This window comes from Janthinobacterium darwini (genome assembly GCF_051380905.1).
Lineage (GTDB): Bacteria > Pseudomonadota > Gammaproteobacteria > Burkholderiales > Burkholderiaceae_D > Janthinobacterium.
On record NZ_JBNYXX010000001.1, the window covers coordinates 926,278 to 950,507 of the forward strand.

Genomic DNA, 24,230 nt, shown 5'->3' on the forward strand with positions numbered 1-24,230 from the left:
CAGAATTTCCGTTTAGAACTATAATATTTGTCCGATGGATTCGCGCAGCGAGTTCGCATCGGCAATGCATAGCTAGAGAAGCGGAATACAGTGTCAGTTGAGCAAAGGCAGGGCGCACGCAAGATATTGCGTGCCAAGGCAATGTTGGTAATGGATGGTGCGGGCCCTGTGGCGGCACGCACCCTCGATGTGGGGCCGGGCGGCATGTCGGCCGTCATCGCGGAACCGGTGCCGACAGGCAAACAGGGCAAGGTGCTGTTCGAGTTGTTTTACGATGGCTCTGTACACATTATCGAGGCGCGCGTGTCCGTCTCGCACTGCATTTTCAGCAGTGCGGGTTTCAAGGTGGGACTCACTTTCCTGCAGCTGGACATGGCTGTCAGCAGTGCCATCTCGAAATTCATGCGCTGAGGCATGCCCGGAGATGGGCGCCAGGTAATTGCGCTAAAATGGTGCATAAGGGTTTGCAGTCAGGAAAAACTTGTTCTGTTCGCTGTTTTGATATTCCGGTAATACTGCATAATTATCAACCAGAAGAGGGACCTTGCCGCGTCACGCGCGCTTGATGTCCGTTTCCAGCCCAGCGCGCGGTCAAGACCTGAACCGTGTGCCATGACCTAACACCTGACGGGAACGCCGACCATGTTTAATTCGACCATCAATAGCAGGGCTTACACCAACAACACGCAGCAGACGACGCAGGGCAATATCTCGGCCGATGTGTATGCGAAGGTGGAGCGCCAGATGCAGTCGCAGAACACGGGCGTCGTCAAGCTCAATGCCAGCCTGGCGCGCGACCAGGCCAAGTTCTCTGGCCTGGGCCAGTTGCAATCGGCGCTGGCGAAATTCCAGACCGTGGCCAAGAACATGGCCGGCAGCGGTTTGGCCACAGCGGCCACGTCCAGCACCAAGGATGTGCTGAGCGCCACCACCACCGACAAGGCTGTCAGCGGCAGCCATGAATTGAACGTCAAGCAGTTGGCGCAGGGGCAGACCCTGCTCAGCGGAGCGCAGAAATCATCGAGCGCGGCGATCGGCACAGGCGCGCCGGCTCTGGTGAAGATCGAAGTGGGCGCGACCGACGGCAAGCAATTTACCCCCGGCAGCGGCAAGATCATTTCGTTGACCATCGACAGCAGCAACAATAGCCTCGACGGCATCGCCGCCGCGCTGAAGCAGCAGGGCATCGACGCCAGCGTGGTGAAGGGTGCCGATGGCTATTCGCTGGCCCTGAACGGCAAGAGCGGCGCCGACAGCAGCATGCGCATCAGCGTGTCGGGCGACGCGGCCGTCAGCAACCTGCTGGCCTACGCTCCAGGGTCCAGCAAGGGCTTGCAGCAGACGGCCGCGGCGCAGGACGCGCTGCTCACCGTCGACGGCAAGGACATCAAGAGCGCCACGAATACCTTGACCACGGCCGTCGAGGGCGCCACCATCGAATTGAAGAAAAAGGGCACGACCGACCTCGTCATCGCCAAGGATAGCAGCCAGATCGCCAGCAACGTGGCCAGCTTCGTGACTGCCTACAACGAACTCAACAGCAAGCTGCAAAGCCTGCAGCAGGGCGATTTGAAGTCTGACACAGCCCTGGGCCAGGTGCGTTCGCAGATGGAGCAAGTGCTGCGCACGGCGAGCACGGGCGTGCCCGCTTCCATACTGGGCAGCGCTGGCGTGACCCTGGGCAAGAGCGGCGAGCTGGTGCTCGACGATAAAAAACTGAAGGCCGCCATCGCCGCCGATCCTGACGCCGTGAGCAAGCTGTTTACGAATAATGGCAAGGGTGTGGCGGACCAGTTTTCCAGCAAGATCGGTGAACTGACGGGCGAAACGAGCATCATCCGCAAGGAAGTGCAATCGGTGGGCAAGGACATCACCACCCTCACCAACAAGAAAGCCGTGCTGGCCAAGGCGCTGACGGCCCAGGCGCAGGCGCTGGTGAAGGCCTATTCCGCCCAGGAACAGATGGGAACGAACTCGGCCCTTCCCGGTTATACGGGCAAGAACTCCTTGTTCGACTTCATGGCCTAAGGACGTCCGCCCTGCGCAAAGAAGGCCGATGGCGAACTGCCGAAGGTCTTCTTGAACATGGCGGAAAAAGCCGACTGACTGGCGTAGCCCAGTTCTTCGGCCACTTGCGACAGTGGCACGCCGCGCGCGATCAGGGGCGCCGCATGCGCCAGGCGCACCTGCTGGCGCCACTGGCCAAAACTCATGCCCAACTCCCGTTCGAACAGCCGCGCCAGGGTACGCTCCGAGGCGCCGACCTGCTGCGCCCAGTGTTCCAGGGTCTGATTCGAGCCCGGTTTTTCGATCAGGCTGTCGCACAGCGTTTTCAGGCGCTTGTCGCCAGGCAAGGGGACGCGGATGGGCCGCGTGGCCGAGCGTTTCAATTCATCGAGTATCAGTTCGGCCAGCAATGCCTCGCGCGCCGGTTCCTGGCCCGGGTCCAGCTGTTCCAGCGCCATGATCAGCTGGCGCAGCAGGTTCGATACCTCCAGTACCTTGCAGTCGCGGCCCGCGAACGGCGCGCGCGCGGCATGGACGCACAGGGGGCGCAAGCGGGTTTTTTCCAGTATCGTGACGGCATGTTCCACGTTGGGCGCGATCCAGATGGCGCGCATGGGCGGCAGCACCCAGCTGCTGTTGTTGGCGGTGATGCGCAGCACGCCTTCAAGCACCATCGTCACCTGGCCCCAAGGATGGCTGTGCGGTAACAAGAATTCATCGGATTGCAGGTCGCGCGCGATCATCGTCACGGGGATAGTCGCGCTGGGCGCTTCCCGTGGCGGACACATGCGGGTATGGTGGAGGATAGGTACACCCATCAGCTTGGCCTTAATTCGATAAATTATGTCATTCCGTCGGAAAACAGACGATGATATTTTGCATACACTTGAGCTTCACCAGTATAAGACAGGGTATGACATGATAACAACTAACTCGGCAACAGACTTGCCACCGCAGTCAGCGCCAACTTTGCGCAGCGACGCGCGCGTCATTGGCCTGGTGGGTCTGGCGCATGGCGTGTCGCACTTCTACCATCTGATCCTCGCGGCCCTGTTCGTCTGGCTGAAACCTGCGTTCAACCTGTCGTATGCGGAACTGGGCCTGCTGATGACGGTGTTCTTCATCATTTCGGGCGTGGGGCAGGCGCTGGCCGGCTTTGTCGTCGACCGCTTCGGCGCCCGCGCCGTGCTGTTTTCCGGCATTTTCCTGCTGGGCGTGTCGGCGCTGGCGCTGTCCACGGCCCACAGCTATGCGGCGCTGATGCTGGGTGCCATGCTGGCCGGCATGGGCAACAGCGTGTTCCATCCGGCCGACTACACCATACTCAACCAGCGCGTCTCGGCGGCCCGCGTGGCTTACGGTTTTTCCGTGCATGGCATCAGCGGCAATATCGGCTGGGCGCTGGCGCCCCTGTTCATGACGTATGTCGCCACCCAGTATGACTGGCGAGTGGCGCTGCAATGCGCGGCCGTGCTGCCGTTTGGCGTGCTGCTGATCCTGTTCTTGAACCGCCACGCAATTCGTCCCGAGCCTGTCAAGCAGGCGGCGCCGGGCCAGGCTGCCAGCGAAGGCACGCTGGATTTCCTGCGCCTGCCGGCCGTGTGGATGTGTTTTGCCTTCTTCTTTATTACCGCCATCGCCCTGGGCGGCATCCAGAGCTTTGCCAGCGTGGCACTGGTCAAGCTGTACGGCATGAGCCTGGCGCTGGCCACCAGCGCCTACACGGCCTATATGCTGGCCTCGGCCGTGGGCATGCTGGCTGGCGGCGTGGTGGGCGCGCGCAGCAAGCAGCCGGACCGCAACGTGGCGATCGCCTTTTCTGCCGCCGCGCTGCTGGCCGTGCTGCTGTCCATGGCCGTCGTGCCGGCCTGGGGCGCGGTAGTGCTGATGGGCGCCATCGGCCTGACATCCGGCGTGGCGGGGCCGTCGCGCGACCTGATGATACGCGCGGCGGCGCCCAAGAATGCCACGGGGCGCGTGTATGGCGTCGTGTATTCGGGTCTCGACAGCGGCCTGGCCGTGGGGCCCCTGTTCTTTGGTGCGCTGATGGATGGCGACCATCCGGCCCTGCTGTTCGTCTTCATAGGCGTGTTCCAGGCGCTAGCCATTGCCACGGCCGTCGGCGTGGGCGGTAAAACGCGCGCTGCGGCGCTGCAAAAGGCATAGAATCGTTGCTATCTGTCACTAAAGGAGTTGCCATGACCTTTGCCACCACCGATTTGTGCGACGACTATGCAGCCATGCTGGACGATGGCACCCTGGCCGTGCTGCCGCCCGTGTACCGCGCCTTTGGCCAGCACGTGCGCTTCAGCGGCCCCGCCACCACCCTGCAAGTGTTCGAGGACAATGCCCTGGTGCGCAGCACCCTGGAAACGCCGGGCCAGGGTCATGTGCTGGTGATCGATGGGGGCGGCAGTCTGCGCCGCGCGCTGGTGGGCGGCCAGCTGGGCGTGCTGGCTGAAAGCAACGGCTGGGCCGGCATCGTCGTCGACGGCTGCATCCGCGACAGCGAGGAAATCAATGTCTGCCAGATCGGCGTGCGCGCCCTAGCCACGCATCCGCGCAAGAGCAACAAGGCGGGCACGGGCCAGCGCAACGTGCGCGTGCAGCTCAGTGGCGTGACCGTGCATCCGGGCGACTGGATCTACGCCGATGCGGACGGCGTCCTGGTGGCGCGGCAGGAGCTTGATTAAAGGCACAGCCAATGCACCTCATGACGTTGCAAATTGTCTACATTAAATATATTTTTGCAAAGTTCTTTGATTTTCATCATGGCTGAGATATGATTTCACTTAAGGTAACTTTAATATCAACAAGGCAAGGAAATCAGCTCATGAAAATCGCCACCATCGCAGCAATTGTCGCTCTGTTTGCTGCAGGCACCGCCAGCGCCAGCCCCGTCAACCTGATCACGAATGGCGATTTTGAAACGGTCGCTTCCGGCTACACCATCGACAGCGGTTTCAAAGTTGTCGGCAGCGGTTCGTCGGCCATCACTGGCTGGACCGTGGGCGCCAGTTCCGTGGACCTGATCCGCAATGCCTACAATGCCATCAATGGCTACAGCATTGATTTGCTGGGTACGCCAGGTCCGGGTTTCCTGTCGCAAAATTTCAGCGTCGTTGCCGGCCAAACGTATAACCTGAGCTTCGATATGGCGCGCAATTCCGGCGGCCCGGCAGGCCAGGGCGTGAGCGTCAATTTCGGCGGCGTGGCAGGCGATTTCTACTCGACGGCCGACGCTTCGAACACCTTGTACAGCAATACCCTGAGTTTCACGGCTGCCAGCTCTGGCCTGGCGACCCTGTCGTTTGCCAGCGCTGCCAAGGCCGGCACGCCATTCGACAATTTCTCGGGCGCCGTGATCGACAACGTGTCCGTGATGGCCGCCGTGCCGGAACCGGAAACCTACGCCATGCTGCTGGCTGGCCTGGGCCTGATGGGTTTCCTGCGCCGCCGCAAGGCCGCCAAGTAAGCCTGGTTTTGTCCGAGATCAAACCGCCTGCTGCTCAGCACAGGCGGTTTTTGTTTTTCAGGGAGGCTTGCGCGCCGCCCGCGCCCGGCAACAGCAGCCACGGCGGTAAGTTAGCGCGCCGCGTCGGCATCCCCGCGCATTGGGCAGGCCGCCGCCTGCGGTTCCAGCCGCCGCACCAGTTCACCGCGCAATTGTGTTAGCCCCGCGATGCGTGCATCGATGTCACCCAGCTTGCGTGCCAGCGCCGCGCGCAGCAATTCCGCCGTGGCGGGGTCGCCGGCGCTGGCCAGCAGCGGCATGTCGGCCTCGATTTCCGCCAGCGTAAAACCCAGCTGCTGCGCCGTGCGCAGGTAGCGCAGCCAGTCGGCTGCCTCGGGCGGGTAGTCGCGGTAGCCGTTCGCGCCGCGCCGCGCGCGCAGCAAGCCCCGTTTTTCATAGAAGCGCAGGGTATCGCGGCTCAAGCCCGTCGCCTGCGCCATCTCGCCGATTTGCATGGATTTTCTTTCATAAAATGCTTGACCATGGAGTGTACTCCAACCTAGATCATGGACGCTTTCCATAGACAGGAGTTGCCATGTTGTCCGTTTCTGCTTTCCGCCGCGTGGTGCGCGCCAGCGCCATTTATGATGTGTTCATGATTGCCCCGTTTACCACGCCGTGGACGTTCTTGCTCATGCGCGAGCACTTGAGCGCCCTCAATGTGGGCCTGGGCGGCGTGCCGCTGCCCGACTTCGGACCGTTTCATCTGCTCATCAGCAGCTTGCTGGGCAGCGTGGTGATGGTCTGGTCCGTGCTGCGCATGCTCGATCCGCAGCCGCGCTTCGGTCGCTATGATGCGGCGGCCCGCTACCTGTTTTCCACCTGGATGGCGTGGGCGCTGCTGGTGACGGGCCAGCCCCTGCTGTGGCTGTTTCTCGTGCCGGAACTGGCCTGGGGCCTGGCACAAAGCCTGCCGCTGCGCTCCGACGAAGGCGCGCCGGCAGGGCAGCCGCGCGAATCGCTGTTGAGATGACGATAACGAAATGCAATAATGGCCGTGCTTTACAGCAATAAACGACTTTAAGGGAATGACTATGCAGCAGGATGCCGCAGGAAAAAACATGGCGTTGCTCGATCCGGTGGTGGCGCCGCGCATCGCGGTGACGCGCCTGGTGACGGGCCTGCTGCAAGGCTTGCTGCTGTATTGGCTGTACAGCACGGCGCAAGACAAGGTGTGGCCCGCCACGGAAGCTTACCTGCTTGGCCCGTTGATGCTGATCAGCTTGCTGCTGCCCATCCTGCTGGTCTCCAGCCTGGGCCATATGTCGCTCCGGCGCATCGCCCTGTGGATGGCCGGTGCGGCCGTCGTGCTGGGTGTACTGGCCTGGCATGACGTGGCGCGCGGCGCCGAGCATGTGATCTGGGGCAATTACAAGCCGGGCGCGCCGCTGCGCGTGATTTCCGCCCAGCTGTTCGGTTTTTGCGTGGTGGGCTTGTATATCGCCCACGCCCTGGTGCTGGCCAGCGCCCAGGATGGCCGGCGCATCGCCCGCTATCCCACCTATTTTGAAATCGCCTGGAAGCTGGGCATCCAGTTGCTGTTTTCCCTGCTGTTCGTGCTGGGCCTGTGGCTGGTGCTGTGGCTGGGCGGACAATTGTTCCTGCTGATCAAGCTCAGTTTCCTGAAAAAGCTGCTGGGCCAGGCCTGGTTCGTGATTCCCGTCATCTGCTTCGCGTTTTCGTTTGCCATCCACATCACCGACGTGCGCCCGTCCATCGTGCGCGGCATCCGCACCTTGCTTCTGGTGCTGCTGTCGTGGCTGATGCCGATCGCCGCCGTGCTGGTCTCCGGCTTCCTGCTGACCCTGCCCTTCATCGGTTTCGAGCGCCTGTGGGCCACGCGCCATGCGGCGTCCGTGCTGCTGGGCATGGCCGGCGTGCTGGTGGTACTGATCAATGCCGCCTTCCAGAATGGCGAAGTGGGCCATGGCGTGGCGCGCGGCATCCGCCTGGGCACGCGCCTGGCCTGCCTGTTGCTGCCATGGGTGGTGGGCATCGCCATCTATGCGCTGACCTTGCGCGTGATGTCGCATGGCTGGACGGCCGACCGCCTCATCGCTGCCGCCTGCCTGCTGGTCGCCACCTGCTACGCCGCCGGCTATGCGTGGGCGGCCAGCAAGTATGGCGACTGGCTGCACCTGATCGCCAACGTCAACGTGGCCACCGCCTTTGTCACCCTGCTGGTGCTGTTCGCGCTGTTCTCGCCGCTGGCGGACCCGGCGCGCATTTCCGTGGCCAGCCAGATGGCGCGCCTGGACAGCGGCAAGGTTGGCGTGGACAAGTTCGATTTCGAATACCTGCGCTTCCAGGGCGCCCGCTATGGCCAGGCGGCCCTGCAGGAATTGACGAAACGCACGACGGGCGCTGACGCAGCAGTAGTGCGGGCCCGCGCCGAGGCCATGCTCAAGCGCCAGAACCGCCTGGACGAGACGGGTGCGCTGAGCGACGTGTCGATCAACCTGACCCTGCGCCCGGCCACGGCGAAGCTGCCGGAGAGTTTCCTGCGCCAGGATTGGACGCAAGTGAGTCCGGCCTGGCGTTTGCCCGCCTGTTTGAAGCGGGCAGGGCCGCAGTGCGATGCGTATCTGCTCGATTTCGATGGCGATGGCAAGCAGGATGTGTTGCTGATCAGTAATGACCCGCGCGCCTCGTCGGTCTTGCTGGCGGAAAAGGCCGATGGCAGCTGGACTGCGCGCGGGCAAATCCCCGTAGATGCCCTGCGCTGCAAGCCCTTGCGCGAGAAACTGCAGGCGGGCCAATTCCAGCTGGTGCCGCCGAAGGTGCGCGAGCTGGAAGTCGACGGCCAGCGCGTGCCGATGACTTTATATACGCCAGAGGACGAGGTCAGCTGCCCGGATGAGACGGCGCCGGGTCCTTGAATGGCAGGAAGAGGAAATGGCAGAGAGAAGACTAGGCGCGCCGAAGAAAACATCTTGCCTGCCATTAAGGCTGCAGTTTCGTGCGCCGAGCCATTCCGACCGTACGCTATCGGCCAGTAGCAGACATTGAAAACGTTAACGTCTTGTGCGGTCCAATGCATCTGGAGGAAAATCATGGCAGGGAAATTTTTGAGTCGAGGCGCGCTAGTCCACCTTATCAAGAGTCAGGAACGAACGAATGCTATTCAGAAGCGCGATGGATTAAGCCAGCACCCGGTGCGAACAACGGTGTGTGGTTGCCCTGACCCTGATTGCGGTGGCTGGCATACCATACTGACTGAGAAAAGCGTGCCAACCGAGGACGAATGCAGGTCGATTTTGCAACACGAAAAGACCAGAAGAAAGGGCTAGTTGCGTCTGGCCGAATCCGGCCAGGAGCGGACGTTGAACAGGCACGCGCCGGTTCTTGCACGCCTTTACGGGCAAGAACACCATCATCATCAATGATTCTGAACTCAAGTCGATTTTGCGTCGAATTTGCCCGGGCTACTTTCAGCGAGGCTAACTAGTGCAAGAGCAGCCGTTCGATGGAGTATAAATTGTTTAATTCAGGGCATGCGGTCGCCCCTTTCTAAATATGGAATCAATGACAGTGATGGCAGCAAAGTGGAAGAACCAGGAGGTGCGAGGCTACAATGGCCTCGTGTGCAGCAACGGTGATATCTACGACGTGCACGAAACCTGGATGGCCAGAGTACATGAAAAACAGGAGCTTGGCAGTTGGCTCAATGTCGCGATTCTGGCGCAAGAAGAGCTGTATGGCGGACAGTACATAGTCAAGTGCGGAGAGGCTGCGGAACACGGCTCAATCGGCGTAGTCGTTTTGGAATCGCTGCAAAATCATGACCCTGTTTGGACGTTTGTTTCGGATCAATCCAATCCATTCGATCAAATAATAATCAAGGGTAGCTTGGTTTTGGTGTTGTCAACGTCAGGCGCCGTGTTACGGTTTGGTGCACCAATGAGGGAGGCAAGGCTTCTGCTTCCGAGTACCCAGCGCGTGGCGCGGTCAATGGCCACGAACAGATAGCGGCGCGCGCTTTCATCTGGCAACCTCCGTCAGAAGATTGAACGTCTCGACGGGCCGTAGTCGGCCAGCGGTGGGTATGGCAATGAGACATCGCTGGAAAGCATGCCGGCTTGACTTGCATGCCATCGATCATGCCGTCTTGCCCCTCACTTTTTACGCTTTCATTTTCTTCCATCCTGGAGGAAAATATTTGTTTGCAAGCGTGTCGATCTTGTGTGCCGTCACCCGTCGCAGGGACGAGGCACCGATTGCCCAGTTCACCTTCAGCAAGGAAACGCCATGAAGAAACAGATCATCCTCAACCTGCCCGTGAAGGACCTGGGCAAATCCAGGGCCTTCTTTTGCGCGCTCGGCTTTTCCTTCAATTCCCGCTTTAGCGGAGAGAACGCGGCGTTCATGACCATCGTCGACGGCGCCATCGAGGCCATGCTGACGACCGAACCGTTCTTCCAGTCCCTGATCGACAAACCAGTCGTGAATGCAAAGGAAGCCAATGAATTCGTCATTTGCCTCAGTTGCGAAAGCCGGGAAGAGGTGGACAGCCTGATCGCCAAGGCGGTTGCCGCAGGTGGCCGCATACCGCATCCGCCCGAGGACCATGGCTTCATGTATGACCAGGGTTTCGAGGATATCGATGGCCACCTGTGGAACCTGGTCTGGACGGCACCGGAAGCCTGAGGCGCGGAGCAAGCGAAACAGGCCGGATCAGTTCTTCGTGCGCACCTGGCGCACGTGGTTTTCCAGTTCGCTGAACGAAGGGCGTTCCGTGGCGGAAATCACCTTGCGACCGAATTCCACGGCCAGCGCCGGCGCATAGCCGTTCAGGCTGGCCAATAAGGTCACTTTCACGCACTGGTACATCTTCGCCGTTTCATGGTGCTTGCGGCGCAGCAAGCTGGCCAGCGGGGCGATGAAGCCATAGGCCAGCAAGATGCCGATGAAGGTGCCCACCAGCGCCTGCGCGATCAGCACGCCCAGCTCGGCCGGCGGCAAGCCGACGGATGCCATGGTATGCACCACGCCCATCACGGCGGCCACGATGCCGAAGGCGGGCATGGCGTCGGCCAGCTGCGAAATCGTCTGGATCGGCATTTCCGCATCTTCGTGGTGCGTCTCGATCTCGTTATCCATCAGGTTTTCGATCTGGTAGGCATCCATATTGCCCGACACCATCAGGCGCAGGTAATCGGTGATGAATTCCAGGATGTGCTCGTCACCGAGGGTGTACGGGTATTTCACGAAGATGGGACTGCGGTACGGATCGTCGATATCGTCCTCGACGGACATCAAGCCTTCCTTGCGGATCTTGCTGAGGATTTCATACATCAGCCCCATCAGTTCCATGTAGCGCGCCTTCGTGTACTGCGAGCCGTGGAACAGGGTGGGCAGGGCGGCGAACGTGGCGCGGATGGCCTTGGCATCGTTGCCGACAAAGAAGGTGCCCAGCGCGGCGCCGCCGATCATCAGCAGCTCCAGCGGCTGGAACAGGGCCGCCAGGTGGCCGCCCTGCAAGGCGAAGCCGCCGAAGACGGAAAACAGCACGACGAGAAATCCGAGTATGACTAGCAAAACTTACTCCTTCAAAATATTGCCATATCGCAATATTGTAGTTTAACCTGATTCGGCTGCCGTGGCCGCTTCCGGCTGCAACTGCTGGCCGAGAAAATTGATAAAAGCGCGCACTTTGGCGGGCAACTGGTGGCGGCTCGGGTAGCAGGCGTACAGGTCGGCCGGCGCCAGCGCATAGTCGGCCAGCACCACGCGCAGGCGGCCGCTGTCGATGCAACGGTGGCGTGGCAATTCGTCGGGCGTGCCCTGCGCCTGCAGGTATGCTGGCGAACCTGTACGCGGAGATGCGCGCGCTGAACGGGGAGCGAGCGTTATTGCGTTGTTTGCCAGAAGCGCAGTTTGTTGCCGAACGGGTCCGCCACTTCCAGGATGCGGCCCCAGTCCTCGTCGCGGATGCCGGGCCGCGCATACGGGTAATCCTTTGCCTGCAGCTCCGCGTGCAGGGCGGCGATGTCATCGACGGGGATCAGCAGCGCCGCACCGGGCGTGGCGTCGCCGTAGTGCTCACTCAGGTGCAGCACCAGTTCGCCCCGCGTCACCTGCAGGTACAGCGGTGCCGTGGGCTCGAAGCGATGTTCCCAGTCCAGGGTAAAACCGAGAAAATCGAGGTAAAACTCGCGCGCCTTGGCTTCGGAAAAGCTGCGCAGGATGGGGATGGCGGGGGACAGCTGCATGGCGGCTCTTTCAACAAAGGTGGCAAGGCCACCATTCTAGCCTCAGGCCGGCGCCTGCCGTTTCACCTGTGCGGCGGGACTGGTCTTTTCCCAGCGGAACAGCCACATGATGATCAGTTTGGTCGTGGCGCTGACGCAGGCGAGCAGCAGCAATGGCCAGCCTGTTTTCAGCCCCATGACGCAGGCAAAGAAGATGGTACTGATATCCATCGCCAGGATGAACTGGCTCATTTTCAGCGACACGGCGCCCGTCTTGCCCGAGCGCCAGATCAGGCGGATCTGATGCGCATAGCCCTGCGCCAGCAGCACCGTGACGGCGACGATCAGGCTTTGCGAGATCACGCGCTTTTCATCGCTGAAGGTGGGGCCGAAGGCCAGCCCCGCCACCCCCGCGCACAGCAGCAGCATGCAGGCCAGCAGCGCATTGCGCGAGGCCAGGCTACGGCGGTCGCGGGCGATTTCATACAGGATGGCCAGCGCGATCAGGGAGGCGATCAAACGGGGCCAGACGATGTAGTGGTTGAACGGCGTGATCGAATAGCCGTACACAAAGAACGCGCAGTACGCGAGGAAGCTGACGGTGAACTGGTTGATGGAAAGGATGTCCGTCGTCTTGCCCGCGCCGATGCCGGCATCGTGCTTGCGCCGCCAGATCTTTTGCAGCTGCGACCACAGACCAAGCAGGCTGACGACGATGAAGAGGGAATTGAGACTGCCGGCGAGGGCGTAGAGCGCTTGATGCTGCAAGGTGTCACCTGAATGTTGTCGTGGTTGTGATGCGCGCTTCGACGGCGGCAATCTTGATGCTCAAGCCACTCATGAAAATGCACGAGAGATCCGTGCATCCTTCGCTCGCTGCATGCGACGCGACGCCATCCATGTCATCGCGCATGGCATTCCACAGGAAGCCGATCGAGGAAAGGCATTTTTCCCCGTTGGCATGCTCATCGTCGCCGGATTCCCGGATTTTCAGCATATGCACGCCTGCGCAAACCAGTGTCAGCGCCGGGGGCATGGATGGCCTGACCCAGTGGCCGGCATGGCGTACCCAATGCAGCTGCAGCCGCCGCGTAGCGATGCAGTAGTCGAGATGCCTGAATTCGTAATCGTTGTGCAGGTCAAGTTCTTGCCCTTCAAGCAAGATCTTAGTTAAACCTTTGACGATGGAAAAACCATGGAGTTGCATGCGAAGGCAGAATTAATTGCAAAAGAAATCATTATGCCATCGAAATAATATTGCGTGTCTGTTCCAAGATACGCTGGACACGCCCGAACTACTTGCGCATCTTCACTTGCCCCTATAATTGAGGCATGACTTTCTTATCACTTCGTGCCCGCTCCGTGCTGGGCAGCATCGGCAAAATGGCCGTTTCCCTGATTCTCCTGTTGACTGCTCTGTGGGGTGCGCTGGCGCTGTGGTACCAGCTCTCTGGCGGCACGGCGGCACAAGCCATCGGCGCGCTGCTGTGGGGCGCGCTGGGCGTGGCCAGCGTGGTGCTGTGGTGGACGCGCGGCGATGCGCGCGTGCTGCTGCCGTATGCGGGTGGTTTTATCCTGCTGCTCCTGTGGTGGAGCCTGATCACGCCAAAGCAGCAGCGCGTGTGGGCCGATGACGTGGCGCGCAATGTCGCGGGCACCGTGACGGGCAATCGCGTCACGCTGGACAATGTGCGCAATTTCGACTGGCGCAGCGATGACGACTACACGGTCAAGTGGGAGCAGCGCAGCTACGACCTCGACGAGCTGCGCACGGTGGACACGGCGCTGTCGTACTGGACGGGGCCCTACATTGCGCATACCCTGATCTCGTTCGGCTTTGCCGACGGGCGATTTTTGACGTTTTCCATCGAGATCCGCAAGGAAAAGGGCGAGAGCTTTTCCGCCATCGGCGGCTTTTTCAAGCATTTCGAGATGAGCCTGATTGCCGCCGACGAGCGCGACATCCTGCGCGTGCGCACGAATGCGCGGCACGAGGACATGCATCTGTACCGCGTGATGATGCCGAAAGCGGCCATGCGCTCGCTGTTCCTCGCCTACCTGGACGAAGCGCAAGCGCTGAAGGCCAAGCCGCAGTTCTACAACACGCTGACGGCCAACTGCACCACCATCGTCTTCGAGATGGTGCGCCGCATCGTGCCGGGCCTGCCGTTCGACTACCGCCTGCTGGCCTCGGGCTACCTGGACCGCTATCTGTTCGACGTCAAGGGCCTGGTGCCTGGCCAGAGCTTCCAGCAGCTGCGTACAGGGGGCCACATCACGGCGCGCGCGCGGGCCGCCAACGACGATGCGGACTTTTCGCACGCCATCCGCCGCGGCATGCCGGGTTACGATGACAATGGCTACCCCAAGCTGCAAGTGCCCAAGCAATAGCCGACAAAATCCCCAGAGCGTTGTTGCCATTGCCTTGCCGTACTAGCGCACTGTCTGCGGCATGGCGCCTGGCCCTGAGCATTTTGTCCGGTTAATCGTACCCTTGCTTTATACTGTCACCATATCCGACCGGCCGCACATTGCGGCCGGTCTCACTTTACGAATATACAAGAAGGCCCGCTATGCCATTTTCCTCACTGGGTCTGATTCCCTCCCTGGTCCGTGCCGTTGACAAGGCCGGCTATGCCGCGCCGACGGCCATCCAGGCGGCCGCCATTCCCGCCATCCTGCGCGGCAGCGACGTGCTGGGCGCGGCGCAGACGGGTTCCGGCAAGACGGCCGCCTACGCGCTGCCGCTGCTGCAGGCGCTGATGGCGCCCGTTTCCGGCCCGCGCCAGGTGCGCGCGCTGATCCTCGTGCCCACGCGCGAGCTGGCGGCGCAGGTGGGACAGACGGTGCACGCGCTGGCCAAGCCGCTGCCCGTCAAATTGAAGATTTCCGTGCTGTTCGGCGGCGTGTCGATCAATCCGCAGATGATGGACTTGCGCGGCGGCGCCGATATCGTCGTCGCCACGCCGGGCCGCCTGCTGGACCTGGTGCGGCAAAATGCCGTGAAACTGGGCGGCGTGTCGCTGTGCGTGCTGGACGAGGCTGACCGCCTGCTCGACATGGGTTTTAGCGAGGAAATCAACGCCATCCTGGCTCTGCTGCCCAAGCAGCGGCAAAACCTGTTTTTCTCCGCCACCTTCCCTGACAGCGTGCAGGCGCTGGCCGACAGCCTGCTGACGGACCCCGTGCGCATCGAGGTGGCGTCCGAACCGCAGGACAAGCCCGATATCGTGCAGCGGGCCATCACGGTCGACGTGCCGCGCCGCACGCAGCTGCTGCGCTACCTGATCCTGCAGCAGCAGTGGGATAGGGTGCTGGTGTTCGTCGCCACCAAGTACGCGGCTGAACACGTGGCCGACAAGCTGCAGCGCGCGGGCCTGCACGTGGGCGCCTTCCATGGCGAATTCAGCCAGGGCACGCGCAGCCAGCTGCTGGCCGACTTCAAGGCGGGGCGCTTGCAGGTGCTGGTGGCCACCGATGTGGCCGCGCGCGGCATCGACATCGCCGGCTTGCCTGCCGTCGTCAATTACGACTTGCCCCGCTCGGCCGTCGACTACACGCACCGCATCGGGCGCACTGGCCGCGCCGGCGAAAGCGGCACGGCCATCAGTTTTGTGACGGCCGATACGGAAGCGCATTTCCGCCTGATCGAAAACCGCAACGACTTGCGCATCGTGCGCGAAGTGGTGGCCGGTTTCGAGCCGACGGAACTGCCCACGCCCGTGAGTGCCGTGACGGATACGGTCAATGGTGGCGTGAAGGGCGCGCGCAAGAGTAAAAAAGATAAATTGCGCGAGGCGGCTGCCAAGGCGTCCGGAGGCAATTAAATCCGCCTTATGTGCGCTGGCCGCTTGAACAGCCAAGTTTCCCGGACTAAGATTATGTTTCTATAAAGCAAGGGGACGGGAATGCACATGAGATTCATCACGCGCGCGGGCGCATGGGCTTGCGCGCTGGCGCTGGCCGGTTGCGCCGGCATGGGCGGGGACGGTAATAATGTCGGTGACACGGCTGGCATGCAGATGCCGGGCAAGACGCCGGCCGATGCGGCCGTGGCCGCCACCTGGTACAACCCGCCCAGCGAATTTCCCGGTATTTGCCTGACCCAGTTCAAGGATGGCCGCCTGCGTTTCGATGGCGGCTTCGCCTTCTATAATCCGGGCCGCTGGGCCTACGATGCGGCCACGTCAGAGCTGCGTTTGCAACTGGCGCCGACCCCTTCGTTGGAACTGTCGCACGCGCAAATCGTGCAGCACCTGAACCTGCTGCGCATCGAGGCGGACAAGAACATGCTGGTATATGGCGTGAAAGCCGATACCAAGGCCATCGGCCTGGGCGGCTTTGTGTTCTACCGCGACACGCCCTGTCCGGCACGGCGCGGATAAGTGGCGGATAAGTGCTATGAAGGAATATTTAGTCGTATAATTTCAGCGCAAGCGGGATGCCGCGCAAGACTCGCAAGACTGTCTCGCGCGACAGCTTCCCGCTCCAGGCAAGCTCCCATATCGCCGTGGCGATGAGAGGATGGTCCCATGGATTTGCACGACGAGCATGGTATGCCAGGTACTGCGGTGCCGGCGGCGGACGCCGTGCAGCAGCCTGCGGCGCAGCCGCGCACCTTGCTGCTGGTCGATGACGAGCCGAATATCCTCGCTTCCCTCAAGCGCCTGCTGCGGCGCGATGCCTACCATATCCTCACGGCCGGCAGCGGCCAGGAAGGGCTGGACGTGCTGGCCAGCCATGCGGTCGATGTGATCGTGTCGGACCAGCGCATGCCCGGCATGCTGGGCGCCGACTTCCTGCGCAAGGCCAAGCTGCTGTGTCCGCAAACCATCCGCATCATGCTGTCGGGCTATACCGAGTTGCAGGCCGTTACGGACGCCGTCAACGAAGGCGCCATCTTCAAGTTCCTCACCAAACCCTGGGACGACCATCAGCTGCGCGAACATATCGCCGAAGCCTTCCGTCTGAAGGGCATCGACGACGACAATGTGCGCCTCAACGAGCAGTTGCGCGAGGCCAACCTGGCGCTGGCGGCAGCCAATACCGCCATGCAGGCGCTGGTGCGCCAGCAGCAGCATCAGATCAGCCGCGATGAGGTCAGTCTGGGCATCGCGCGCGAACTGCTGCAATTTCTGCCGCTGCCCGTGATCGGGCTAGACGACGAAGGCATGATCGCCTTCATCAATGCGGCGGCAGCCAACCTGTTCGAGCGGGGCGCGGCCCTGCTGGGCAACGAGGCGGCGCTGGTCTTGCCGCAGCTGTTCGACGGGCAGGACACGCCCCGCCTGGCCGCCATCGATGGGCAGCCGTATGTCGTGGCGATCCATCCCATGGGCTTGCATTCGCGCTCGCGCGGCAGCCTGGTCACACTGAGTCGTCATGGAGTGGATAAATGAGTGAGAGCGTGAGTGAAAGCGGACGCGAGATTTCGATGGAGCAGGCGCAGGAAGGCATGGTGCTGGCGCAGGCGCTGAGCGACGCCGGCGGCGCCGTGCTGCTGGCCCAGGGCGCCACCCTGACGGCGGCCAGCCTGACGGCCTTGCGCAGGCGCAATGTGGAGCGCTGCTACGTCGTCATGGAAGAGACGCTGGACCCCGCCGCGCAGGAGCTTGCCGAGCAGGAACGCTTGCGCCGCCTGGAACGGCTGGCGGTGCTGTTCCGCGCCACGCCGCCCGATTCCTCAGGGGCGCAACTGCTGGCGCTGCTGCAGCGCTACCGGCAGGGGGATGCGGCATGATACGCCTCAGTTTTGAGCACATCGTCCGCCAGATACAGGAACTGCCTTCGCTGCCGGTGGTGGTGCTGGAACTGCTGTCGAGCATGGACCAGGACGACACGGACGTGCATGTGCTGGCGCAAAAGATTGAGCTGGACCAGGCCTTGGCGGCGAAGACCTTGCGCATCGCCAATTCCTCTTTCTATGGCATGCAATCGAAGGTCACCAGCATTCCGCAAGCCGTTTCCGTGCTGGGCTTTCACAGCATCCGCACCGTCGTCACGGCCTGTGCCCTGACGAGCAGCTTCGCGCCGGCGGCCGGCGGCTTCGACTTCCAGGCATTCTGGCGCCATTCGCTGGCCACGGCCATCGCCGCGCGCCTGCTGGCGCCGCACTTGGGTGTCAATCCCGAGACGGCTTTCACGGCCGGGCTGCTGCACGACCTGGGCACCCTGGTGCTGGTGACGCGCTTCCCGGCCGAGCACGCGCTCGTGCGCAGCTACCGCCAGGCGCACGACTGCCAGATGGCCGAGGCGGAGCTGGCCGTCATCGGCATCGATCACGCGCAAGTGGGCAGCGCCTTGGCCGCCTACTGGAAGTTTCCCGAGGCGATACAGCAGGCGGTGGCCGACCACTACGCCATCGACCGCCTGGAGGCGGGCGGCTTGCCGCTGGCCGTGCACATGGCCAACGCCGTCGCTCTGGCGCTCGACCTGGCCGGCGTCGACGACGCGCTGGTACCACCGCTGTCGCCCGCAGTCTGGCGCAACCTTGCCCTGGACGAACAAGCGTGGCTGGCGCTGCTGCGGCAAACGGAACACACCTTCGATGAAATGTCGCGGATCATGCTGGCATGAACAGGATAGAGGCCATGGACACAGACGCAGGGCAGGCGCTGCCCGCCACGCCGGAACGCCGCCAGGGAGATACCATCGCGCTATCGGCGTTTTTCGATGGCCATCCCGTGGCCACCTTCGCCATCAACACGGACCACGTGGTGACGCACTGGAACAGCGCCTGCGAACAGTTGCTGGGCTTTACGGCCGCCGAGATGGTCGGCACGCGCGAGCACTGGAAGGCGTTTTATCCGCAGCCGCGCGCCTGCCTGGCCGACTTGCTGGTGGCCGACGATATCGCGCTCGGCGAAAACGACCTCTACCTGGGCAAGCTGAAGCGCTCTCCCGTGATCCCCGGCGCCTACGAGGCCGAGGATTTCTTTGCCGATATCGGCCCCGATGGTCACTGGCTGCACTTCACGGCGGCGCCCCTGCGCGATCGCCAGGGACGCCTGGTGGGCGCCATCGAAACCCTGCGCGACGTGAGCGAGCGGCGCCTTGCCGAACTCGCGCTGCGCAAGGCGCACGACAACCTGGAACATCTGGTGGCCAAACGCACGGCCCAACTGGCGGACATGAACGAGCGCCTGGCCGACGATATCCGCCAGCGCCAGATCGCCGATATGGAATTGCGCGAGCGTAACCTGGCCCTGACGGAATTGAACAGCAAGCTGTCGCTGGCCCAGCAAAAGCTGCTGCAGTCGGAAAAACTGGCCTCGATCGGCCAGCTGGCCGCCGGCGTGGCGCACGAGATCAACAATCCCATCGGCTATGTGTTTTCCAACGTCGGCACCCTGGAAGGGTATCTGGACGACCTGTTCAGCATGCTCGACGCCTATGAGGAAGCCGAGCCGGCCGTCGCCGACGCCGTGGTGGCGGCGCGCCTGCGCGCCTTGCGCGAACAGATCGACCTCGATTTCCTGCGCACCGACATTCCGCTGCTGATGGGCGAATCGAAGGAAGGCATTTCGCGCGTGCGCCGCATCGTGCAGGACTTGAAGGATTTTTCGCGCACGGATGCGCACCAGGAGTGGGTCTGGGCCGACCTGCGCCAGGGCATCGACACCACGCTCAATATCGTGAATAACGAGGTCAAGTACAAGGCAGACGTGGTGCGCGACTATGGCGACATCCCTGATATCGAATGCCAGCCTTCCGAGCTGAACCAGGTGATCATGAACCTGGTCGTCAATGCCGCCCACGCCATGGGCGAGGCGCGCGGACGCATCACCCTGCGCACGGGCAGCGACAACGCCAGGGAAGTGTGGATCGAGATCGAGGACACGGGCGGCGGCATTGCGCCCGAACACCTGTCGCGCATCTTCGATCCCTTCTTTACCACCAAGGCCGTCGGCAAGGGCACGGGGCTGGGCCTGTCGCTGGCTTACAGCACGGTGCAAAAGCACCACGGCCGCATCGACGTGCGCAGCAGCATCGGCCTCGGCACCACCTTCCGCATCACCTTGCCCGTGCGCCAGGCGCAGGCCGCCATACCATGACCGAACGGGAAAACATGAGCACCAGCACCGCGGCCGCAGCGCCGACCATCCTGTGCGTCGACGACGAACCGAACATCCTGTCGTCGCTGCGGCGTTTGTTCCGCCCGCACGGTTACCGCGTGCTGACAGCCGACGGCGGCGCGGCGGGCCTGGCCCTGCTCGAGAGCGAGACGGTGGACCTGGTCATTTCCGACATGCGCATGCCGCACATGGATGGCGCGCAATTCCTGGCCCAGGTGCGCCAGCGCTGGCCCGGCACCATGCGTTTGCTGCTGACGGGCTACGCGGACATCCAGTCCATCCTCGACGCCATCAACCAGGGCGAAATCTACCGCTACGTGACCAAGCCGTGGGACGAGAACGATATGGTGCTGGTGGTGCGCCACGCGCTGGAACGGCGCGCGCTGGAACAGGAAAAACTGCGCCTGGAAGCGCTGACGGCCAGCCAGAACGTGCAGCTGCAGGCGCTCAACGCCAGCCTGGAAGCGAAGGTGGCCACGCGCACGCAGCAGCTGAAACACTCGCACGACGAAGTGCAGGCGGCCAACGAACGCCTGAAAGCCACGTTCGTGACGACGATCAAGGTGTTTTCCAATCTGATCGAGATGCGTGGCGGCAAGCTGGTCGGCCATGCGCGGCGCGTGGCGGAATTGTCGCGCAAGCTGGCGCAGGCGCTGGGCTTGCAAGGGCAGGAAGCGCGCGACGTGTTCATCGCGGCCCTGCTCAAGGATATCGGCAAACTCAGCTTGAGCGACGATGTACTGGAACTGCCGGCCAGCGCCTGGACGGGCGAGCAGCTGGCGGCCTTCCGCAAGCATCCGCTGCGCGCCGAACAATTGCTGATGGCGCTCGATGAATTGCGCGCCGTCTCCGTCATCCTGCGCTCGCAACTGGAGCGCTTCGACGGTGGCGGCTTTCCTGATGGCATGGTGGGCCTGGCCATTCCGCTGGGCGCGCGCATCCTGGCGCTGGCGTCTGACTATGACGGCTTGCAGATCGGCGCCATGGTGCAGCGCAGCCTGCGCGCCGAAGAAGCCCGCACCCTGATCTACGACAGCATCGGCAAGCGCTACGACCCTGCCGTGGTGGCCGCATTCCGCGCCATCATGGAGGAGACGGAACCGCCGGCGCGCGATCTGACCGTGCTGTCGGGCCAGCTGGAACCGGGCATGGTGCTGTCGCGCGACCTGATCAGCCGCGATGGCCTGATGCTGCTTGCCGCCGAACACGTACTGACGGCCCGCGTGATTGCCCAGCTGTTCGATTTCGAAGCCAAGAATGGCGGCCGGCTCAGCATCCGCGTGTACGCGCCCGTCAAGGAAGGCTAGGGCGCGGCCCGGGCTGTCGGGGGTGATACGGGCAAGTGCACGGTAAAGCGCGTGCCCTGGCCCACTTCGGATGCCACCTCGATGCGTCCGCCGTGCTTGTTGACGATGCCGTATGAGAGCGACAGGCCCAGGCCTGTGCCGCTGCCGACAGCCTTGGTGGTGAAGAACGGTTCAAAGATGCGATTCAGGTGCTCGGGCGCGATGCCGGCACCCGTGTCGCCGATCTCCACCCACACCCAGTCGTCCGCATGACCGCTGCGGATACTGATCACGCCTTCGCCGCTGATGGCCTGGCCCGCGTTGACGAGCAGGTTCATGAACACCTGATTCAGCTGCGAGGCCAGGCAGAGTATCGGCGGCAGTTCGCCATACTGTTTGTCGATACGCGCCTTGTATTTCAATTCGTTGGCAACGATATTGAGCGTGCTGTCCAGGCCAGCATGCAGGCTGGCGACTTGCCAGTCCGTCTCGCCCACGTGGGAAAAATCCTTCAGTGCCTGCACGATGTCGCGCACGCGTTTGAGGCCATCCATCGATTCGCGGACCAGGTCCACCATGTCGTCCTGCAGGAAGGTCAGGTCGGCCTGCGCGCGCACCTGGGCCACGCGCGCGGCCAGGGCAGCGCCGTCGAGCGTCTCGCGCATCGCCGCTTCATACTGGGCGATCACGCCGAACAGGGTGTCGACATAGCCTTGCAGCGAACTCATGTTGGAGTTGACGAAGCCGATCGGGTTATTGATTTCATGCGCGATGCCGGCCGCCAGCTGGCCGATGGAGGCCATCTTTTCCGATTGCAGCAGCTGGTCGTGCGCTTCCTGCAACTTGCTGATCAGTAGTTGCTGTTCTTCGCCGCGCGCCTGCAGCATCGCTTCCATGTGCTTGCGTTCGGTAATATCCGTCAGCGAGCCGATGATCTCGAACGGCACGCCGTGCTCGTCGCGCACCAGGCGCAGGCTGTCGTGCATCCACAGGTAACTGCCGTCGCGCACGCGGAAGCGGTATTCATAGGCGCGCGCGCCTTCGACGAAGATCTGCGCCAGGCTGGAAAAGATGCCGGGCGCATCGTCGGGATGGATGTGGTCGAACCAGAAATTGGGGTCGGCCACCATCTCGGCGGGCCGGTAGCCTAGCACATTCAGGGCATTGTTGCTGACAAAAGTCATCTTGAAGTCGCCGCTGGGTACGGTGCAATAGATGATGGAGGGCGTATTGTCGAGCAGGTATTGCAGACGCACTGCCGTGGCCGCCGACTCTTCATCGCCAGGCGCCGCCCCGGCTTGCCGGCCGGCATCGGGAGTAGAAAGGTCGAAATCCTCGAACTGCATCGTCACACCTCGCTGCTGCATGGCATAGCTGTCATCCTGGCTCGATTATGCCTGATTCTGCCTGTCCCAGGCTCGCCATCGGCACGCTCAAGGCGCCAGCGGCTGCTCCACGATCGCCATGCGCCGCGCGATGCGCTGCGCCGCTTGCGTGTCGCCCGCCTGTTCGGCGCGCAGGCGCTGCACGCCCAGCCACGCCAGCAGAGGACGGCGCCAGCCCTGATCCGAGGCGGTAGCCACGGCCGTATCGAGCAGGTCCGGCGTGGCGCGGCCAGAGCGTAGCAGTACGCCGGCCGCCACCAGCTGCGACAGCGGGTCCTTGATGGCCGCCACGGCGCTGGCGGCGGCCGTGTCCGAGCTGGCGCTGGCTGCCGCCCGCTGCGTTTCCGGCAGCAGGGCGATGTCGGGCCCCTGCGCCTTGCCAGCCAGCCAGGCCGCATACGCGCGGTCGGCGGCTGTCGCGTCGGCCTGCAGGGCGTCAAAGCCGGCACAGTCCTCGAATGCCAGGCTGGCCACGCGGGCGGCGCAGCGCAGCAGTTCGATGCGTGCCACGAGGTCGAGCTTGCCCGTGCCGGCTACCTGGCTGCGGGCGCGCCGGAATTCCGTCTGTTCGACCAGGGTGTTGCCATTCAAATAAGCTGACTCAAACCGCTCGACGGAGCTTTGCGCATTCATTTTCCAGTCCGGCACGGGCGGGCCGCTGGAGCAGCCTGCAAGCGCTGTCATGGCCAGGGCAGACAGGAGGGTATGGATATTTCTCATGGCAGTTTGATCTCCGGATTGCGCTTGAATGGCCATTTGCGGTTGATTTCATTGACCAGTTGCTCGACCTTGCGCAGATTGCTTTCCACGTCCGCGCGCAGCGGGCCCAGGTCGGCTGTCGCTACCCTGGCATTGGCGCCCACGGCTTGCGCCTCGACCAGCACGGCATCGACCTTTTTCAGGCTGGCGCGCGTGTCGGCCAAGAGGGCGTTCAGCTGCACGATGGTTGCCTGCGCATCCGTCATGACGCCTTTTTCGCCAAATACGCGCGTATCGGCATTGGCCACCAGGCCGTCCGTGCGGCGCGCCAGCTGGTCGGCCGTGACCAGCAGGGCGTTGGCCCGTTCGACCAGCAGGCGCGACTGCTTGTCGTCGCCCGTCAGCAAGCCCATGGCGCCGCCCGGGCCGCTCAATTTTCCGGTCACGGCCTGCACATTGCGCAGGGTGCCGTCGAGCGGGGAATCGGTGCCCGTCAGGCTGCCCAGGTTGTTCAACAGGTCTTTGGCGGCGGCCAGCAGGCGGGGGATTTCCGCCGCCATGTCGCCCACCAGCAGGTCGCGCGTGGCGTCGTCGGGCAGCGGCGGGTCCGTCAGGATGCCGCTGTAGGCGCGCAGCTTGGCGCCGCCCACGATGCCCCGTTCCAGCGTGAAGATGGAGCTGCTGCGCAGCCAGTGCGCGTCTTTTCTCGGCACATCGATGATGACGCGGGCCTTGCCGTCCGGCGCCAGCTCGATGCGCTGCACGCGGCCAATGGGAAAGCCGGAAAAGGTCAGGTCGGCGCCCACGCCCACGCCGTCCGAATCGTCGGTAGTCAGCACCAGCGTTTGCGTTGCCTCGAAGGCGCCGCGCGCGTACATCAGGTAGACGACGGAGCCGACCACCAGCACGAACATGAAGACGAGCAGGATGGCCGCCTTCAGTTCGGCGTGGCGCACGGGTGGCGGTGCGGGCAGGACGGCATCTTGCGTGAGACCGGCAGGCGCCGTGACATCGACCTGGTCGGGATTGGGGGGCTGGCTCTGGCTCATGGATTCTGGCTCTCGTATGGGTAA

General features: G+C 62.8%; 27 protein-coding genes. 17 read left to right on the forward strand and 10 right to left on the reverse strand.

What is annotated here, in order from left to right:
* The first annotated feature begins 90 nt into the window (after positions 1-90).
* Both ACQ4WZ_RS04190 and fliD read left to right on the forward strand, forming a co-directional pair.
* Positions 91-411 carry a PilZ domain-containing protein gene (locus tag ACQ4WZ_RS04190; protein WP_257561064.1) on the forward strand — a complete coding sequence of 107 codons (321 nt, stop codon included), beginning with the start codon at positions 91-93 and terminating at the stop codon, positions 409-411.
* 231 nt (positions 412-642) lie between these two features.
* Positions 643-2,028, forward strand: a complete 1,386-nt coding sequence (gene fliD / locus ACQ4WZ_RS04195; protein WP_133990224.1) for a flagellar filament capping protein FliD — start codon at positions 643-645, stop codon at positions 2,026-2,028.
* On the opposite strand, the gene ACQ4WZ_RS04200 is transcribed toward fliD, so the two are convergent.
* Positions 2,025-2,825, reverse strand: coding sequence for an AraC family transcriptional regulator (locus ACQ4WZ_RS04200; protein WP_436572645.1), 801 nt, complete (start codon positions 2,823-2,825; stop codon positions 2,025-2,027). The genes fliD and ACQ4WZ_RS04200 overlap by 4 nt on opposite strands.
* A 100-nt stretch (positions 2,826-2,925) precedes the next feature.
* Here ACQ4WZ_RS04200 and ACQ4WZ_RS04205 point away from each other — a divergent pair, with 100 nt between their 5' ends.
* The 3 genes from ACQ4WZ_RS04205 (at position 2,926) to ACQ4WZ_RS04215 (ending at position 5,482) form a co-directional block, all read left to right on the forward strand.
* Entirely contained in the window at positions 2,926-4,173 is a 1,248-nt protein-coding gene (locus ACQ4WZ_RS04205) for an MFS transporter (protein ID WP_133990226.1), read from the forward strand.
* Between the two features lie 32 nt (positions 4,174-4,205).
* Positions 4,206-4,700, forward strand: coding sequence for a ribonuclease E activity regulator RraA (gene rraA, locus ACQ4WZ_RS04210; protein WP_101482021.1), 495 nt, complete (start codon positions 4,206-4,208; stop codon positions 4,698-4,700).
* 140 nt (positions 4,701-4,840) lie between these two features.
* On the forward strand, positions 4,841-5,482 hold the full coding sequence (locus ACQ4WZ_RS04215; protein ID WP_257561063.1) for a choice-of-anchor C family PEP-CTERM protein: 642 nt from the start codon (positions 4,841-4,843) through the stop codon (positions 5,480-5,482).
* 110 nt (positions 5,483-5,592) lie between these two features.
* Here the strand turns inward: ACQ4WZ_RS04215 and ACQ4WZ_RS04220 are convergent, their stop codons facing one another.
* Entirely contained in the window at positions 5,593-5,976 is a 384-nt protein-coding gene (locus ACQ4WZ_RS04220; protein ID WP_436572646.1) for a MerR family transcriptional regulator, read from the reverse strand.
* Between the two features lie 80 nt (positions 5,977-6,056).
* On the opposite strand from ACQ4WZ_RS04220, the gene ACQ4WZ_RS04225 reads away from it, so the two are divergent.
* The 4 genes from ACQ4WZ_RS04225 (at position 6,057) to ACQ4WZ_RS04240 (ending at position 10,168) form a co-directional block, all read left to right on the forward strand.
* Positions 6,057-6,494, forward strand: a complete 438-nt coding sequence (locus tag ACQ4WZ_RS04225; RefSeq protein WP_133990234.1) for a hypothetical protein — start codon at positions 6,057-6,059, stop codon at positions 6,492-6,494.
* Positions 6,495-6,582: 88 nt separating this feature from the next.
* A complete protein-coding gene (locus tag ACQ4WZ_RS04230; protein WP_436572647.1) occupies positions 6,583-8,400 on the forward strand; it encodes a DUF4153 domain-containing protein in 1,818 nt (605 codons plus the stop codon).
* Positions 8,401-9,046: 646 nt separating this feature from the next.
* Positions 9,047-9,490, forward strand: coding sequence for a hypothetical protein (locus ACQ4WZ_RS04235; RefSeq protein WP_436572648.1), 444 nt, complete (start codon positions 9,047-9,049; stop codon positions 9,488-9,490).
* A gap of 279 nt (positions 9,491-9,769) precedes the next feature.
* A complete protein-coding gene (locus ACQ4WZ_RS04240) occupies positions 9,770-10,168 on the forward strand; it encodes a VOC family protein (protein ID WP_133990241.1) in 399 nt (132 codons plus the stop codon).
* A 27-nt stretch (positions 10,169-10,195) separates the two neighbouring features.
* On the opposite strand, the gene motA is transcribed toward ACQ4WZ_RS04240, so the two are convergent.
* From motA to ACQ4WZ_RS04265, 5 genes are all read right to left on the reverse strand, one after another.
* Positions 10,196-11,059, reverse strand: a complete 864-nt coding sequence (gene motA, locus ACQ4WZ_RS04245; protein ID WP_101482011.1) for a flagellar motor stator protein MotA — start codon at positions 11,057-11,059, stop codon at positions 10,196-10,198.
* A gap of 42 nt (positions 11,060-11,101) precedes the next feature.
* Positions 11,102-11,290, reverse strand: coding sequence for a LysR substrate-binding domain-containing protein (locus ACQ4WZ_RS04250; RefSeq protein WP_243857999.1), 189 nt, complete (start codon positions 11,288-11,290; stop codon positions 11,102-11,104).
* 80 nt (positions 11,291-11,370) lie between these two features.
* Entirely contained in the window at positions 11,371-11,733 is a 363-nt protein-coding gene (locus tag ACQ4WZ_RS04255; protein ID WP_101482009.1) for a glyoxalase superfamily protein, read from the reverse strand.
* Between the two features lie 42 nt (positions 11,734-11,775).
* Positions 11,776-12,480, reverse strand: a complete 705-nt coding sequence (locus ACQ4WZ_RS04260) for a hypothetical protein (RefSeq protein ID WP_101482008.1) — start codon at positions 12,478-12,480, stop codon at positions 11,776-11,778.
* Between the two features lie 4 nt (positions 12,481-12,484).
* Positions 12,485-12,919 (reverse strand): hypothetical protein, encoded by a 435-nt coding sequence (locus ACQ4WZ_RS04265; protein ID WP_436572649.1) that lies wholly within the window; start codon positions 12,917-12,919, stop codon positions 12,485-12,487.
* Between the two features lie 125 nt (positions 12,920-13,044).
* On the opposite strand from ACQ4WZ_RS04265, the gene ACQ4WZ_RS04270 reads away from it, so the two are divergent.
* From ACQ4WZ_RS04270 to nosR, 8 genes are all read left to right on the forward strand, one after another.
* The gene (locus ACQ4WZ_RS04270) at positions 13,045-14,103 is read left to right on the forward strand and encodes an Lnb N-terminal periplasmic domain-containing protein (protein WP_436572650.1); all 1,059 of its coding nucleotides are present in this window, start codon (positions 13,045-13,047) and stop codon (positions 14,101-14,103) included.
* Between the two features lie 182 nt (positions 14,104-14,285).
* Positions 14,286-15,539: a DEAD/DEAH box helicase gene (locus tag ACQ4WZ_RS04275; protein ID WP_101482005.1), complete on the forward strand. Its 1,254-nt coding sequence runs from the start codon at positions 14,286-14,288 to the stop codon at positions 15,537-15,539.
* Positions 15,540-15,626: 87 nt separating this feature from the next.
* Positions 15,627-16,097, forward strand: coding sequence for a hypothetical protein (locus ACQ4WZ_RS04280; RefSeq protein WP_101482004.1), 471 nt, complete (start codon positions 15,627-15,629; stop codon positions 16,095-16,097).
* 147 nt (positions 16,098-16,244) lie between these two features.
* The gene (locus ACQ4WZ_RS04285) at positions 16,245-17,111 is read left to right on the forward strand and encodes a response regulator (protein WP_436572651.1); all 867 of its coding nucleotides are present in this window, start codon (positions 16,245-16,247) and stop codon (positions 17,109-17,111) included.
* On the forward strand, positions 17,108-17,452 hold the full coding sequence (locus ACQ4WZ_RS04290; RefSeq protein WP_133990249.1) for a hypothetical protein: 345 nt from the start codon (positions 17,108-17,110) through the stop codon (positions 17,450-17,452). The genes ACQ4WZ_RS04285 and ACQ4WZ_RS04290 overlap by 4 nt, the downstream gene beginning before the upstream one ends.
* Positions 17,449-18,288 (forward strand): HDOD domain-containing protein, encoded by an 840-nt coding sequence (locus ACQ4WZ_RS04295; protein ID WP_133990251.1) that lies wholly within the window; start codon positions 17,449-17,451, stop codon positions 18,286-18,288. The genes ACQ4WZ_RS04290 and ACQ4WZ_RS04295 overlap by 4 nt, the downstream gene beginning before the upstream one ends.
* 14 nt (positions 18,289-18,302) lie before the next feature.
* Positions 18,303-19,766, forward strand: coding sequence for an ATP-binding protein (locus tag ACQ4WZ_RS04300; RefSeq protein WP_436572652.1), 1,464 nt, complete (start codon positions 18,303-18,305; stop codon positions 19,764-19,766).
* 14 nt (positions 19,767-19,780) lie between these two features.
* The gene (nosR, locus tag ACQ4WZ_RS04305) at positions 19,781-21,094 is read left to right on the forward strand and encodes a response regulator c-di-GMP phosphodiesterase, NosR family (RefSeq protein WP_166674726.1); all 1,314 of its coding nucleotides are present in this window, start codon (positions 19,781-19,783) and stop codon (positions 21,092-21,094) included.
* On the opposite strand, the gene ACQ4WZ_RS04310 is transcribed toward nosR, so the two are convergent.
* The 3 genes from ACQ4WZ_RS04310 to ACQ4WZ_RS04320 form a co-directional block, all read right to left on the reverse strand.
* On the reverse strand, positions 21,091-22,419 hold the full coding sequence (locus ACQ4WZ_RS04310; RefSeq protein ID WP_436573853.1) for an ATP-binding protein: 1,329 nt from the start codon (positions 22,417-22,419) through the stop codon (positions 21,091-21,093). The two genes, nosR and ACQ4WZ_RS04310, sit on opposite strands and share 4 nt — an antisense overlap.
* An 87-nt stretch (positions 22,420-22,506) precedes the next feature.
* Positions 22,507-23,178, reverse strand: coding sequence for a hypothetical protein (locus ACQ4WZ_RS04315; RefSeq protein WP_436572653.1), 672 nt, complete (start codon positions 23,176-23,178; stop codon positions 22,507-22,509).
* Complete coding sequence (locus ACQ4WZ_RS04320; RefSeq protein ID WP_101481996.1) at positions 23,175-24,206, reverse strand: MlaD family protein; 1,032 nt, start codon at positions 24,204-24,206, stop codon at positions 23,175-23,177. The genes ACQ4WZ_RS04315 and ACQ4WZ_RS04320 overlap by 4 nt, the downstream gene beginning before the upstream one ends.
* Between the last annotated feature and the right edge of the window lie 24 nt (positions 24,207-24,230).

What these genes read in the sequence shown, in the direction of transcription:
- ACQ4WZ_RS04315 (WP_436572653.1), bottom strand. Translation starts at nt 23,178, where the DNA reads ATGAGAAATATCCATACCCTCCTGTCTGCCCTGGCCATGACAGCGCTT.
- ACQ4WZ_RS04270 (WP_436572650.1), top strand. Translation starts at nt 13,045, where the DNA reads ATGACTTTCTTATCACTTCGTGCCCGCTCCGTGCTGGGCAGCATCGGC.
- ACQ4WZ_RS04240 (WP_133990241.1), top strand. Translation starts at nt 9,770, where the DNA reads ATGAAGAAACAGATCATCCTCAACCTGCCCGTGAAGGACCTGGGCAAA.
- ACQ4WZ_RS04205 (WP_133990226.1), top strand. Translation starts at nt 2,926, where the DNA reads ATGATAACAACTAACTCGGCAACAGACTTGCCACCGCAGTCAGCGCCA.
- ACQ4WZ_RS04230 (WP_436572647.1), top strand. Translation starts at nt 6,583, where the DNA reads ATGGCGTTGCTCGATCCGGTGGTGGCGCCGCGCATCGCGGTGACGCGC.
- ACQ4WZ_RS04285 (WP_436572651.1), top strand. Translation starts at nt 16,245, where the DNA reads ATGGATTTGCACGACGAGCATGGTATGCCAGGTACTGCGGTGCCGGCG.
- ACQ4WZ_RS04200 (WP_436572645.1), bottom strand. Translation starts at nt 2,825, where the DNA reads ATGGGTGTACCTATCCTCCACCATACCCGCATGTGTCCGCCACGGGAA.
- ACQ4WZ_RS04280 (WP_101482004.1), top strand. Translation starts at nt 15,627, where the DNA reads ATGAGATTCATCACGCGCGCGGGCGCATGGGCTTGCGCGCTGGCGCTG.
- ACQ4WZ_RS04290 (WP_133990249.1), top strand. Translation starts at nt 17,108, where the DNA reads ATGAGTGAGAGCGTGAGTGAAAGCGGACGCGAGATTTCGATGGAGCAG.
- ACQ4WZ_RS04215 (WP_257561063.1), top strand. Translation starts at nt 4,841, where the DNA reads ATGAAAATCGCCACCATCGCAGCAATTGTCGCTCTGTTTGCTGCAGGC.
- ACQ4WZ_RS04225 (WP_133990234.1), top strand. Translation starts at nt 6,057, where the DNA reads ATGTTGTCCGTTTCTGCTTTCCGCCGCGTGGTGCGCGCCAGCGCCATT.
- rraA (WP_101482021.1), top strand. Translation starts at nt 4,206, where the DNA reads ATGACCTTTGCCACCACCGATTTGTGCGACGACTATGCAGCCATGCTG.
- ACQ4WZ_RS04275 (WP_101482005.1), top strand. Translation starts at nt 14,286, where the DNA reads ATGCCATTTTCCTCACTGGGTCTGATTCCCTCCCTGGTCCGTGCCGTT.
- ACQ4WZ_RS04220 (WP_436572646.1), bottom strand. Translation starts at nt 5,976, where the DNA reads ATGCAAATCGGCGAGATGGCGCAGGCGACGGGCTTGAGCCGCGATACC.
- fliD (WP_133990224.1), top strand. Translation starts at nt 643, where the DNA reads ATGTTTAATTCGACCATCAATAGCAGGGCTTACACCAACAACACGCAG.
- ACQ4WZ_RS04255 (WP_101482009.1), bottom strand. Translation starts at nt 11,733, where the DNA reads ATGCAGCTGTCCCCCGCCATCCCCATCCTGCGCAGCTTTTCCGAAGCC.
- ACQ4WZ_RS04310 (WP_436573853.1), bottom strand. Translation starts at nt 22,419, where the DNA reads ATGCAGTTCGAGGATTTCGACCTTTCTACTCCCGATGCCGGCCGGCAA.
- nosR (WP_166674726.1), top strand. Translation starts at nt 19,781, where the DNA reads ATGAGCACCAGCACCGCGGCCGCAGCGCCGACCATCCTGTGCGTCGAC.
- ACQ4WZ_RS04265 (WP_436572649.1), bottom strand. Translation starts at nt 12,919, where the DNA reads ATGCAACTCCATGGTTTTTCCATCGTCAAAGGTTTAACTAAGATCTTG.
- ACQ4WZ_RS04300 (WP_436572652.1), top strand. Translation starts at nt 18,303, where the DNA reads ATGGACACAGACGCAGGGCAGGCGCTGCCCGCCACGCCGGAACGCCGC.
- ACQ4WZ_RS04320 (WP_101481996.1), bottom strand. Translation starts at nt 24,206, where the DNA reads ATGAGCCAGAGCCAGCCCCCCAATCCCGACCAGGTCGATGTCACGGCG.
- ACQ4WZ_RS04295 (WP_133990251.1), top strand. Translation starts at nt 17,449, where the DNA reads ATGATACGCCTCAGTTTTGAGCACATCGTCCGCCAGATACAGGAACTG.
- ACQ4WZ_RS04235 (WP_436572648.1), top strand. Translation starts at nt 9,047, where the DNA reads ATGACAGTGATGGCAGCAAAGTGGAAGAACCAGGAGGTGCGAGGCTAC.